This is a genomic window from Serratia sp. LSHTC3 (assembly GCF_057197125.1).
In genome coordinates this window covers 353,081-365,820 of record NZ_JBXUNP010000004.1, presented here as the reverse complement: position 1 = coordinate 365,820, position 12,740 = coordinate 353,081, and the positions used below count along the sequence as shown (strand labels likewise).

Genomic DNA, 12,740 nt, shown 5'->3' with positions numbered 1-12,740 from the left:
GCGCTCGAAGGAGCGCCTTTTTGATGAAGCAACGCGCGATTAACGCACCTTCAGCGGATCTTCGTTCGCCAGCCGCTGGTCTTCCGCCTGGCAGGCCGCGGCGGTGAACAGCACGTCGGTGGAGGAGTTGAGGGCGGTTTCCGCCGAATCCTGCAGCACGCCGATGATAAAGCCGACCGCCACCACCTGCATCGCCACGTCATTCGGAATGCCGAACATGTTGCACGCCAGCGGGATCAGCAGCAGCGAACCGCCGGCCACGCCGGAGGCGCCGCAGGCGCAGAGGGCCGCCACCACGCTCAACAGCAGGGCGGTCGGGACGTCCACCGCGATGCCCAGCGTGTTTACCGCCGCCAGCGTCAGCACGGTGATGGTGATCGCCGCGCCGGCCATGTTGATGGTGGCGCCCAGCGGGATGGAAACCGAGTAGGTGTCCTCATTCAGGTTCAGCTTCTTGCACAGTTCCATATTCACCGGGATGTTGGCGGCGGAGCTGCGGGTGAAGAAGGCGGTCACGCCGCTCTCGCGCAGGCAGGCGAACACCAGCGGATACGGGTTGCGGCGGATCTTCCAGTAAACGATCAGCGGGTTGAGCACCAGCGCTACCAGCAGCATGCAGCCGATTAACACCATCAGCAGTTGCGCATAGCCCCACAGCGCGCCGAAGCCGGTTTCCGCCAGCGTGGAGGCCACCAGGCCGAAGATGCCGAGCGGCGCACAGCGGATCACCGCGCGCACCACCAGCGTGACCGCATGGGACATGTCGTTGATCAGCCCCTTGGTGGTTTCGGAAGCGTGGCGCAGCGCCAGCCCCAACCCGACGGCCCACGCCAGAATGCCGATGTAGTTGGCGTTAATCAGCGCATGGAACGGGTTGGCCACCACGCTCATCAACAGGCCCTTCATCACGTCCACGATGCCGCCCGGCGGGGTAATGTCCGTCGCGCCGGTGGTCAGCGCCAGCGTGGAAGGGAAGATAAAGCTGACGACCACCGCCACCAGCGCGGCGGCAAAGGTGCCCAGCAGATAGAGGAACAGGATCGGGCGAATGTTGGTCTTCTGCCCCTGTTTATGGTTGGCGATCGAGGCCATGACCAGAATCAGCACCAGCACCGGCGCCACCGCTTTCAGCGCGCCGACGAACAGGGTGCCGAGCAGGCCGACCGCCGCTGCCGCCGCCGGTGAAACCAGCGCCACCAGAATGCCGGCCACCAGGCCGACCATGATTTGTTTGACCAGGCTGCCCTGCGTGATCTTTTGTAGTAGTTTTTGCATAGTGCTTTCTTCCTGATGTTATCTGGCCGCCGCGGCGGGAACGACGCCAGGCAGCTTTATATGATTCTGTAACTAAGTGTGTTTGCCGAATCAGTATTCAGCAATCGAATGATGTTGGAAAGAGGCGAGGGTGAAATTCTGAGCGCGGATCAACACTTGATAACATACTGGTTACATTTGTGTGATCGCAATAACGTTTGGCGTTTTGGGGGAATTGCCAAACAATCACGGGGCGACTAGCGCCCCGGATAACAGATTATGGTTATTTCTTCGCCAGGCGATCGTTGCGGTGATTGACCCAGGCGTTGATCAGCAAGGTGAACGTCAGGATGCCCGCCACCACGCCGAGCGACACGCCGATCGGGATGTGGAAGAAGTCGATAATCAGCATCTTGATGCCGATAAATACCAGGATCACCGACAGGCCGTATTTCAGCATCGAGAACCGTTCCGCCACGTTGGCCAGCAGGAAGTACATGGCGCGCAGGCCCATGATGGCGAACAGGTTGGAGGTCAGGACGATGAACGGATCGGTGGTCACGGCGAAGATCGCCGGAATGCTGTCCACCGCGAAAATCACGTCGCTCAGTTCCACCAGGATCAGCACCAGCACCAGCGGGGTGGCGAACAGAATGCCGTTGCGGCGCACGAAGAAACGCTCGCCTTCCAGGCTGTCGGTCATGCGCAAGCGGCTGCGCAGCCATTTCACCAGCGGTTTGTCGCCGATCGCCGAGTCATCTTCCTTCGCCAGCGCCATTTTAATACCGGTGAACAGCAGGAAAGCGCCGAACAGATACAGCAGCCACTGGAACTGGCTGACCAGCCAGCTGCCGGCGAAGATCATGATGGTACGCAGCACGATCGCCCCCAGCACGCCGTAGATCAGCACCCGCCGCTGCAGGTTGGCCGGCACGGCGAAGTAGCTGAACAGCATCAGCCAGACGAACACGTTATCCACCGCCAGCGCTTTTTCGATCAGGTAGCCGGTCAGGAAGGCCAGCGCCTGGGTATCGGCGACGGCGCGCCCGGCGGTTTCATTCAGGTAGTACCAGAAACCGAAATTGAACAGCAGAGAGAGGCTGACCCACACCAGCGACCAGCTGGCGGCCTGCTTCATAGTCATGGTGTGCGCGCCTTTACGGCCCTGCAACAGGAGGTCGATTGCGAGCATCACGACTATAACGGCGGCGAAGCTGCCCCATAACCACGGTGTGCCAACGGAATTCATCATCAGAGGTATCCTTCAAAAACAAAAACGGCCAACGTCGGAAGACGCCAGCCGCTCTGTGAACGCTGCAAGCAAACCTCGCCTTCCGGCAAGGTCTCACTTACAACGTTGATGAAGGTGGTTACACCTTTGACATCAGGTTGCCCGGTAACCGGATGCTTGCGCATCGTAATGACGATTGACCGGCAATGAAGTTACTCCCCTTTGCAGAGCAGAAAGTAATGCAAAATGTGTCGGCGGTCAACGTGAATCGCGTTAACCGGCCATCGCTTTTTGCGCGCCGAGGCTGACGACGAATCCCTGCAGCAGCAGGCGGCTGAATGGCGTGTCGCTAACCTGTTGTTGTTGCTGTTGGTAGCGGGCCTGCTGCTCAGGATGCAGCTCGCCGAGCCACTGCAGATACTGGCTCATCACCGCGCCGTTGAATTCCGGGTGGAACTGGGTGGTCAGGGCGTGATCGCCATAGCGCAGGATTTGGTGCGCGTCCTGCTGCGAACGCGCCAGCGTCTGCGCGCCGGCGGGCGGCGTCAGCACGCTCTGCGAGTGGATCAGGTTGGCCTTGAAGCGCGGCGGCAGCAGGGTGAGCCGCCGATCGTCGGCCGCGGCGGGCAGCATTTCGATCTCCAGCGTACCCACCTCCATGCCCTGCGGGTGGTAGCCCACTTCGCCGCCGAGCGCGTAGGCCAACAGCTGGTGGCCGTAGCAGACGCCGAACAGCGGCAGTTTGATCGCCATCGCCTGGCGCAGCCATTCGGCGGCTTCCTCGCTCCACGGCAGCCGTTCGGTCACCATCGCCGGCGAGCCGGTGATGACTACGCCGCAATAGGCGGCAGGCGGCAACGGCCGTTCGCCGGCGGGCAGGTGCACGATGTGCACTCGTTCGGCGTCGATATTGCCTTGTTGCAGGAACATGCCATCAAAGTTGGCCAATTCTTGACGAATGGCCTGCGGCGCGTCGCCGGTTTGCATCACGAGCAGCGGTTTCATCTCATTCTCCGTCGGCGGGGAAGACAACGCCGGTCTGGCGGCGGATATCGGTCAGCAGGCGGGCGACGATCAGCGAATTCTCCAGCCCCGGATGCTCCACCCGGTGATTTTCCACCAGCTCGGTAAAGGCCAGCGCCTCATACAGCATGGTGTTGATGTGTTGCGGCTGGCTCAGATCTTGACGGTTGCCGCCGCGCGGCGTCAGCGCCACGCCCTGGCACTCGGAAATCTTGTCGATAATCAGCGTGCCTTCCTCCCCCTGGATCTCGCTGGGGATCGCCGAGTCGCTGACCTTGGAATGGGAAAGCGTGACGTCGAAATCACCGTAGTTCAGGCAGACGGTGCCGTGGGCGTCAACGCCGGTATCGAGCAGTGTGGCGCTGGCGAGCACCGACTGCGGCGCGCCGAACAGCGCCACCGCGCTGGCCAGGCAGTAGTAGCCGATATCCATGATCGAGCCGTTGGAGAACTGCGGGTTAAAGGTGTTGGGGTTCTCGCCGGCCAGGTAGCGCGGGTAGCGCGAAGAGTATTGGCAGTAGTTGATAAAGGCTTTGCGCAGCCGGCCGACTTTCGGCAATGCCTGCTGCAGCGCCAGAAAATTCGGCAGATAGGCGCTTTTGAACGCTTCGAACAGCACCACCTGATTTTCCCGCGCACAGGCCGCCAGCTGTTCCGCTTCGCGCTGGTTGGAGGCCAGCGGTTTTTCGCAGATCACGTGCTTTTTATGGCGCAGGAACAGCAGCGATTGCGGGCAGTGCAGGGAATTGGGGCTGGCGATATACACCGCGTCTATGGCGTCGGACTGGGCCATCGCCTCGAGCGAGTCGAAAAACTGCGTGACCTGATAGTTGGCGCCAAACGCCTGCGCCTGTTCCAGCGAGCGTGAATACACGGCGCTCAACTTGAGTTTGCCGCTTTCATGGGCGGCATCGATAAAACGTTCCGTAATCCAGTTGGTGCCGACGACGGCAAAGCGAATCATGGCGAGCTCCGGTCCAGGCTTAAAACCGCAGATTATCACGCCCTCATTCGCTATGCATATAGCTCGCCGAACAGCGAAAGGTGCGTCAGATACAGCCGGGTATCGAACTCCAACTGGTGGTAATCCGGCTCCATATGGCAACACAGGCTGTAGAACGCCTTGTTGTGATCTTTCTCTTTCAGGTGCGCCAGCTCATGCACCACGATCATGCGCAGGAACGGCTCAGGCGCGACCTTGAACACCGTCGCCACGCGAATTTCCGCCTTGGCTTTCAGCTTGCCGCCCTGCACGCGGGAGATGGCGGTGTGCAGGCCCAGCGCGTGCTTCATGACGTGGATCTTGCTGTCATAGGCCACCTTGCTCAGCGGCTGGGCGTTGCGCAGATACTGGTTTTTCAGATCGACGGTAAACTGATACAGCGACTTGTCGGTGGTGCAGTCATGCACCTGCGGATAGCGCTGCAGCAGCACGTCTCCCAGCCGATTCTGATGGATCAGTTGCTGCACCTGGCTTTGCAGATGCGTTGGGTAGCCTTGCAGGTAGGCGAGTTCGATGTCATGCATGAGTGATATTGCGTCCCAGTATTTCTTTGATTGGCCGCAGCCGCACACGTTGCGCATCGGCCTGTCTGGCTTCCCAGCGATCGTGTGCCGCCTGCAGGTTTAGCCAAAAGTCGGCGGTCGTTTCGAACAGGTCGGCAAACAGGTTGGCCTCGGCAACGCTCATGCGTCGATGCCCGTTGCACAGGCGGTTAACAGTGGCACGGGTGACGCCCAGTACCTTCGCCAGTTCTTCCTGGCCGATGCCCAACGGCGTTAAATACTCTTCCTGCAGCACTTCCCCCACCGTGGTGGGTTCGCGAGTCGTGGTTTCCAACATAGGTTCCCCCTCGTTCAGGTATCTTGGTGAGGATCGAGGTAAATTTTTTCAGCGGCATCATGCCGCCACTGGAACATCAGCCGCCAGTGCATATTGACGTGCAGACTTGACCATCCCTGAAATGGCCCGGATAGCCGCTTGTAATAGTTACCCGTGGGGTGATGCAAATCACGCTCTTGCTGCGCGGCGGCCAATATATCGAGCTTTCTGGCCAACTGCCGCTCGAGCACGCCGGGGATCAGACGGCTGCGTTTGCCTTCCAGATAGAACTGCTCCAGATAGCGATCGCGGAAAGATTTAATCATGCTTTCCCCCTTCCATAGGGACTGGCAGTGTAACATTTAAAGTTACACCTCGTCAGGTTAAAAAAACGTCGACATGGGTGCTTGGGAGGGAAAGGTTAATGTTGTTAAAGGAGAAAAGGGACGCGGGTTTTCAGATACGCGGCGCAATACGCAATTTATCCGAAAAAACATTTTACTGACGGGCGTTTTTAGGGGATAAACAGCCCAAATTTTATCAGTCAGGAGGGGCAATGAGCCAACTCGATCTGGGAACACAGCAACTTGAGCTGGAGCGTTATCCCCAACAGGAAGAATCCACCCAACTGCAGGCGTGGGAAGCGGCGGACGAATATCTGCTGCAACAGCTTGAAAACGTAGATATCGGCGGCCGCCCGGTGCTGATTTTCAACGATAACTTCGGCACCCTGGCCTGTGCGTTGCACGCGCATCGCCCTTACAGCGTCAGCGACTCGTACATGAGCCAGCTGGCGACGCGCCACAACCTCAAACTCAACGGTCTGGATCCTGAGCAGGTCACACTGCTGGACAGCCTGGCCGAGCTGCCGGCGGCGCCGGCGGTGGTGCTGATTCGCGTGCCGAAAGCGCTGGCGCTGCTGGAACAGCAGCTGCGCGCGCTGCGCCACGTCGTGACCGAAGACACGCTGATCGTCGCCGGCGCCAAAGCGCGCGACGTGCACACTTCGACGATGCAGCTGTTTGAAAAAGTGCTGGGCCCGACGCGCACCAGCCTGGCGTGGAAGAAAGCGCGTCTGATCTTCTGCCAGGCGGCGGATATCGTCCCGCCGGCGGCGGCGGAAACCACCGACTGGACGCTGGACGGCACCGATTGGCTTATCCATAACCACGCCAACGTCTTCTCGCGCGGCAGCCTGGATATCGGCGCGCGCCTGTTTATGGAACATCTGCCGCGCGGCCTGAACGGCCATATCGTCGATCTGGGCTGCGGCAACGGCGTGATTGGCCTGACGGCGCTGGCGCAAAACCCGGAAGCGCAGGTGACCTTCGTCGATGAATCTTACATGGCGGTGGCCTCCAGCGAGCTGAACGTGGAGCACAACCTGCCGCAAGAGCTGGACCGCTGTCAGTTTGAGGTGAACAACGCGCTGGCAGGCATCGAGCGTGAAAGCGTGCAGGCGGTGCTGTGCAACCCGCCGTTCCACCAGCAACACGCCATTACCGATCACACCGCCTGGCAGATGTTCTGCGACGCCAAGCGCTGCCTGCAGGTGGGCGGCGAACTGCGCATCGTCGGCAACCGTCACCTCGACTACCATCAGAAGCTCAAGCGCCTGTTCGGCAACTGCACGCTGGTGGCCTCGAACAAGAAGTTCGTGATCCTTAGAGCGGTGAAATCCGGCGCGCGTCGCTGAGCGTGAATAACAAGGGGCGCCGGGCGCCCCTCAGGCTGTAGACAAAGGGGGAAAAAGCGTGGTTTTTCCCCCTTTGTGGATATCAGCCGAAAATCAATAAATTGATTTTCCTTGTTCTCTATTCGCTGCTCTCTGCCAACCCGGCATGGGGATGAGGTTTGTCATCAATATCAGGGGCGCCGGGCGCCCCTTTTTTACAGCGCCATCGCCAACCGCGTACCCTGATCGATCGCGCGGCGGGCGTCCAGCTCGGCGGCCACGTCGGCGCCGCCGATCAGGTGCACGGTTTTCCCCATCGCCAGCAGTGGTTGCTGCAGTTCGCGGCGCGGTTCCTGCCCGGCGCAAATGACCACCGTGTCCACCGGCAGGCAGCTGTCTTGCTCGGCGCGGGTGATGTGCAGCCCTTCGTCGTCGACCAGCCGATAGCTGACGCTGTTGAGCATCTTCACGCCGCGCATCGCCAGGCTGGCGCGGTGGATCCAACCGGTGGTTTTGCCCAGGCCTTCGCCCACTTTGCTGGTTTTGCGTTGCAACAGATAGATTTGCCGGGCGGCGCGTGGCGCCTGAGGGCCTTGCTCAGCCAGCCCGCCGCGCTGTTCAAGGCGGCCATCGATGCCCCATTCGCGGTTGAATTCCGCCTGATCCAGGCTGCTGGACACGCCGTGCTGGCTGAGGTACTCGGCGGTATCGAAGCCGATGCCGCCGGCGCCGACGATCGCCACCCGCTGGCCGACCGGTTTTTTATCGCGCAGCACGTCCAGATAGCTCAGCACCTTGGCGTGCCCGATGCCGGGGATGTCCGGGGTGCGCGGCACGATGCCGCAGGCGAGGATCACCTCATCGAATTCGCTTAAATCCGCCGCTTCGACCTTGACGCCCAGCCTGACCGTCACTTCACGCAGCGCCAGCTGGCGGCGGAAGTAACGCAGCGTTTCATGGAATTCTTCCTTGCCGGGGATCTGCTTGGCTATGTTGAACTGGCCGCCGATCTGCTCGGCGGCGTCGAACAGCGTCACCTGATGGCCACGGCTGGCGGCGGTGGTGGCGAAGGCCAGCCCGGCAGGGCCGGCGCCGACCACCGCCAGTTTTTTCGGTTTTTCCGCCATCGTCAGCAGCATTTCGGTTTCGCGGCAGGCGCGCGGGTTGACCAGACAGGAAGTCAGCTTGCCTTCAAAGATCTGGTCGAGACAGGCCTGGTTGCAACCGATGCAGGTATTGATCTCGTCGGCGCGCCCCTCGGCGGCTTTCTGCACAAAGGCGGCGTCGGCGAGGAACGGACGCGCCATCGACACCATGTCGGCGCAGCCGTCCGCCAGCACCTGCTCGGCCACCGCCGGATCGTTGATGCGGTTGGTGGTGATCAGCGGGATGCTGACCTTGCCCATCAGCTTGCGGGTCACCCAGCTGAATCCGGCGCGCGGCACCATGGTGGCGATGGTCGGAATACGCGCTTCGTGCCAGCCGATGCCGGTATTGATGATCGTGGCGCCCGCCTGTTCGATCGCCAGCGCCAGCTGCTCGATCTCCTGCCAGCTGGAGCCGTCTTCCACCAGATCGAGCATCGACAGCCGGTAGATCAGAATGAATTCCGGGCCCACGGCCTGGCGCACCGCCCTGACGGTTTCGACGGCGAAGCGCATGCGGTTGGTGAAGCTGCCGCCCCATTGGTCGTCGCGCTGATTGGTGCGCGTCGTCAAGAATTGGTTGATCAGATAGCCCTCGGATCCCATCACCTCAACGCCGTCATAGCCAGCCTGCTGCGCCAGCGCCGCGCAGCGGGCGAAGTCGGCGATAGTCTGCTCGATCTCCGCTTCGCTGAGCGCGCTCGGCGTAAACGGGTTGATCGGCGCCTGCAGCGCGGAAGGGGCCACCAGCTTGGGTTGATAGCTGTAGCGGCCGGTGTGCAGGATCTGCAGCGCAATTTTGCCGCCCGCCCGGTGGACGGCCTCGGTCACCGGTCGGTGGTGAGGCAATTGCGCCTCACTGTTGAGGAGCGAACCGCCGCGAAACACTACGCCCTGTTCGTTCGGGGCAATGCCGCCGGTGACGATCAGCGCCACGCCGGCGGCGGCGCGTTCGGCATAGAACGCGGCCAGGCGCTGCGGGCCGTCGGGCAGCTCTTCCAGGCCGGTATGCATCGATCCCATCAGCACCCGGTTTTTCAGGGTGGTGAAACCGAGATCCAGCGGCGCCAGCAGGTGAGGGTAATTGCTCATTGCACTCTCCATCGGGTGAAATCAGGGCCCGTTGTTATAATTATGTGAACACAAGTGGTCGGATGAGATAAATCTAGCCGTTGTCGCGCCGCTTGGGAATCTGCGTTGCGCCGAATGTGATAGATGTCATGAATCTCAGACTCTGTTTGCATAACGAACAAAAGATCGGTTAGCCTTTACGCGTTGCAAATTCCTTCTCTCTGCGGAGCCATAACCGAAAATGAACAACCACGCCTGTTGATATCTGGTCCCACGCCGTGCGCTCTCGCGCCCTGTGGGGATGTTTTGATCTCATTCAGGAGTGCTTATGGCTCATTTAGCGCAGTCCCCTTATTTCGTTTTACATCAACTGACCTGCCAATTTGCTGACGGCGAAACGCTGTTCGGCCCGCTGGATCTCGCTTTTGATCGGTCGCGCTGCGGCCTGGTGGGGCGCAACGGCGTTGGCAAAACCCAGCTGCTGCGCCTGATCGCCGGATTGGATCTGCCGGGCAATGGACACGTTGAATCTCATGCCGCAGTAGCTTACGTTGCGCAGCAGCCGGAGATCGCGCCGCACACTACGCTGGCGCAGCTGCTGGGCTACGGTGAGGTGTTCGCCGCGCTGGCGCGTCTCGAGCAGGGGCGGCCGTTGACGGACGATATCGATCGTCTGGAAGGGCGCTGGGATCTTCACGATCGTCTGCAAAACGCCTTTGCCGCCGCCGGGTTGCCGGCCTTCGATCCGTTGCGATCCGCCAGTTCGCTGAGCGGCGGCGAGCGGATGCGCGCGTCGCTGTGCGGCGCCTTGCTCGGCGAGGCGGATTTTCTGCTGCTGGACGAACCGACCAACCACCTCGACAGCGCCGGCCGCGCCTGGCTGTATCAGCAGTTGGATCAGTGGCGGGGCGGACTGTTGATCGCCAGCCATGACCGGCAACTGCTGGGGCGCATGGAGCGCATCGTCGAACTGACGCCCGGCGCGCTGCGCAGCTACGGCGGCAACTATGAGGACTACCGGCGCCAGCGCGATACGGAGCAGCAGGCGGCGCGCGCCGATCTGGAGCATGCGCGCGAGGAGCGCCGCCGCACCCGCGCTCGCCAACAGAAAGAGCACGACATGAGCCAGCGGCGCTCGGCGCAAACGCTGCGCGTCGTCGATACGCTGAATATCGCCTCTTTCGAACGGGTGGCCTACAAGTCGGCGGCGAAGGAGAGCCTCGGCACGCTGCGCAAACAACATCAGGATCGGCGCGACAGCCTCGATGCGGCGGTGCGTGAAGCCTATCAGCGGGTGGAGGAGGAACCGCCGGTGTTGCTGGCGCTGCCGGGCAGTGAAGTGAACGCGAACAAGCAGGTGCTGGTGCTCGAGCGGCTGCAACTGCCGTTCGTCAGCGCGCCGCCGCTGGATTTGCGGATCGACGGCCCGATGCGCGTGGCGTTGACCGGCCCCAACGGCTGCGGAAAATCCACCTTACTGAAGACTCTTCTCGGGCAGCTGGCGGCGCTTTCCGGCCATTGTCATTGCCCGCTGTCGACGGCCTACCTCGATCAAACCCTGTCGCAGCTCGATCCGGGCCTGTCGGTGATGGAACATCTGGGGCTACAGGATTCGCCGCTGGCGGAAGGGGCGCTGCGCACCCGGCTGGCGCAGCTGCAGCTTGGCGCGGATCGCATCGCGTTGCCGCTGGGCTCGCTGAGCGGCGGTGAACGCTTGAAGGCGGCGCTGGCCTGCGCGCTGTGGCGGCGACAACCGGCGCAGCTGCTGTTGCTCGACGAGCCGACCAACCACCTGGATCTGGCGTCGTCGCTGGCGATCGAAACCGCGCTGGCGGATTTCCCCGGCGCGATGCTGGTGGTGTCGCACGACGAAGACTTCCTGCAGGCGCTGAGGCCGACGCACCGCCTGAACAGGCAAGCGGACGGCTGGCGGCTTCAGGCCTGGTGAGGCAGGCGGGCGGCGATCTGACCTAGTGCGGGGCGTTGATGCACGCCAGCAGCTGGGTGAAGGCGGCGGCCATTTGCTCTTCCGGCACGCAGGCAAAGCCCATCAGCAGGCCGCGCCGGCGGTTGGGCTGCATATAGTAGCGCGACAGCGGCCGCACCAGCACCCCGCGCGCGCCGGCGGCGGCGGCGATCGCCACGTCGTCGGCCTCGTCCGGCAGGTTGAGGATCAGGTGCAAGCCGGCGTTGCTGTTGAATTCGCTGAGCGCCTGCTTGCCGAGATGTTGTTCGATCAACCCGGTCAGGAAGGCGCGCCGCCGGGCATACAGCAACCGCATGCGGCGGATATGCGCCGTGTAGTGCCCCGCCTGAATAAACTCCGCCAGCGCGCTTTGGATCAGCAGGTGCCCGCCGCGGTACAGCTCGGCATGGGCGGTTTTCAGCGCCTGCACCAGCGGCGGCGGCAACACCACATAGCCGAGGCGCAGCGCCGGGTAGAGCGTTTTGCTGAAGGTGCCGATATAGATCACCGGCGCGTCGGCTTCCAGCCCTTGCAACGCCGGGATCGGCTGGCCGGAAAAACGGAATTCGCTGTCGTAGTCGTCCTCGACGATCCAAGCGCCGGCGTTGCGCGCCAGCGCCAGCAGCCGTTGGCGGCGCGCCAGACTCATCACCGAGCCGAGCGGATACTGGTGCGACGGGGTGACGAAAATCAGGCGGGGCGGCGTCGTGGGCTGCTCCGGCGGCACCAGCCCGGCCTCGTCCACCGCCAGCGGGCAGACGTTCAGCGCATTGATGCGCAGGATATTGCGGATCCCCCAATAGCCCGGCTCTTCGATCCAGGCGTCATCCCCCGGATTGCACAACATGCGCGTCACCAGATCGATCGCCTGATGGATGCCTTCAGTGATCAGGATCTGTTCCGGCGAGCAGCGTACCGAGCGCGCCACCCGCAAATACTCCACCAACGCATGCTGTAGTTCCGGGCTGCCGCCCTGATTGCTGTAGGTCAGCCGCTGCGGCGCCGGGCGGCGGCTGAGGCGCGCCTGGATCTTGCTGAACAGCTGATGAGGAAAGGCGTTGACGTCGGGCACGCCGGGAATGAATGCTCCCCACTGTTTGGGGCTGGCGCTGGCGTGGTGCAGCAGCGTGGCGCCGCGCTCCGACAGTTCGACGCGCCGCGGTTGCCCGCTGCCGTCCGCCGGGGCGCCGCCGGTGGACAGGCAGCTGTCCGGCACCGTGTCAGCGACGAAGGTGCCACTGCCGGCGCGCGCCGATACATAGCCTTCCGCCAACAGTTGTTCATAAACGGTTAACACGGTGTTGCGGGACAGGCTGAGCTCCTGCGCCAGGTCGCGCGAGGCGGGCAGGCGGCTGGAGGGCGGCAGGCTGCCGTCGAGAATGCTGGTGCGGATCGCGTTGTAAAGCCGCTTGTGCAGCTTGTCATCAGGCTGTTCGCCGAGGCGTTGCAGCAACAGATCACCACTCAATGAGCGCAATTGGATCCCTCAATTATTCGTAACTGGCACTCGATTATAGGGCCACATCCTGTGTAAATAAACGGCATTGTTTCAC

11 protein-coding genes are annotated in these 12,740 nt (G+C 62.1%); 2 read left to right on the top strand and 9 right to left on the bottom strand.

All coding sequences use genetic code 11. The annotated features are described in order from the left end of the window. Positions 1-39: 39 nt before the first annotated feature. The 7 genes from sstT to AC2CGI_RS17295 form a co-directional block, all read right to left on the bottom strand. Positions 40-1,275 carry a serine/threonine transporter SstT gene (gene sstT, locus AC2CGI_RS17325; protein WP_015379154.1) on the bottom strand — a complete coding sequence of 412 codons (1,236 nt, stop codon included), beginning with the start codon at positions 1,273-1,275 and terminating at the stop codon, positions 40-42. A 262-nt stretch (positions 1,276-1,537) separates the two neighbouring features. Further along, positions 1,538-2,506, bottom strand: coding sequence for a TerC family protein (locus tag AC2CGI_RS17320; RefSeq protein ID WP_015379153.1), 969 nt, complete (start codon positions 2,504-2,506; stop codon positions 1,538-1,540). Positions 2,507-2,758: 252 nt separating this feature from the next. Further along, the gene (locus AC2CGI_RS17315; protein ID WP_075685007.1) at positions 2,759-3,490 is read right to left on the bottom strand and encodes a glutamine amidotransferase; all 732 of its coding nucleotides are present in this window, start codon (positions 3,488-3,490) and stop codon (positions 2,759-2,761) included. Between the two features lies 1 nt (position 3,491). Next, entirely contained in the window at positions 3,492-4,472 is a 981-nt protein-coding gene (locus AC2CGI_RS17310) for a Gfo/Idh/MocA family protein (protein ID WP_076741010.1), read from the bottom strand. 50 nt (positions 4,473-4,522) lie between these two features. Continuing rightward, positions 4,523-5,035 (bottom strand): M48 metallopeptidase family protein, encoded by a 513-nt coding sequence (locus tag AC2CGI_RS17305; RefSeq protein WP_016930176.1) that lies wholly within the window; start codon positions 5,033-5,035, stop codon positions 4,523-4,525. Next, a complete protein-coding gene (locus AC2CGI_RS17300) occupies positions 5,028-5,351 on the bottom strand; it encodes a HigA family addiction module antitoxin (protein WP_015379150.1) in 324 nt (107 codons plus the stop codon). The genes AC2CGI_RS17305 and AC2CGI_RS17300 overlap by 8 nt, the downstream gene beginning before the upstream one ends. A gap of 14 nt (positions 5,352-5,365) precedes the next feature. After that, on the bottom strand, positions 5,366-5,656 hold the full coding sequence (locus AC2CGI_RS17295) for a type II toxin-antitoxin system RelE/ParE family toxin (RefSeq protein ID WP_041922289.1): 291 nt from the start codon (positions 5,654-5,656) through the stop codon (positions 5,366-5,368). A 230-nt stretch (positions 5,657-5,886) separates the two neighbouring features. Here AC2CGI_RS17295 and rlmG point away from each other — a divergent pair, with 230 nt between their 5' ends. Then, a complete protein-coding gene (gene rlmG / locus AC2CGI_RS17290) occupies positions 5,887-7,026 on the top strand; it encodes a 23S rRNA (guanine(1835)-N(2))-methyltransferase RlmG (protein ID WP_015379148.1) in 1,140 nt (379 codons plus the stop codon). 194 nt (positions 7,027-7,220) lie between these two features. Here the strand turns inward: rlmG and AC2CGI_RS17285 are convergent, their stop codons facing one another. Beyond that, positions 7,221-9,242 carry an oxidoreductase gene (locus tag AC2CGI_RS17285; protein ID WP_484593960.1) on the bottom strand — a complete coding sequence of 674 codons (2,022 nt, stop codon included), beginning with the start codon at positions 9,240-9,242 and terminating at the stop codon, positions 7,221-7,223. A gap of 307 nt (positions 9,243-9,549) precedes the next feature. On the opposite strand from AC2CGI_RS17285, the gene AC2CGI_RS17280 reads away from it, so the two are divergent. Beyond that, positions 9,550-11,169: an ABC-F family ATP-binding cassette domain-containing protein gene (locus AC2CGI_RS17280; RefSeq protein WP_044030407.1), complete on the top strand. Its 1,620-nt coding sequence runs from the start codon at positions 9,550-9,552 to the stop codon at positions 11,167-11,169. Between the two features lie 22 nt (positions 11,170-11,191). On the opposite strand, the gene pdxR is transcribed toward AC2CGI_RS17280, so the two are convergent. Then, the gene (gene pdxR / locus AC2CGI_RS17275; RefSeq protein ID WP_044030408.1) at positions 11,192-12,664 is read right to left on the bottom strand and encodes a MocR-like pyridoxine biosynthesis transcription factor PdxR; all 1,473 of its coding nucleotides are present in this window, start codon (positions 12,662-12,664) and stop codon (positions 11,192-11,194) included. Positions 12,665-12,740 lie beyond the last annotated feature (76 nt).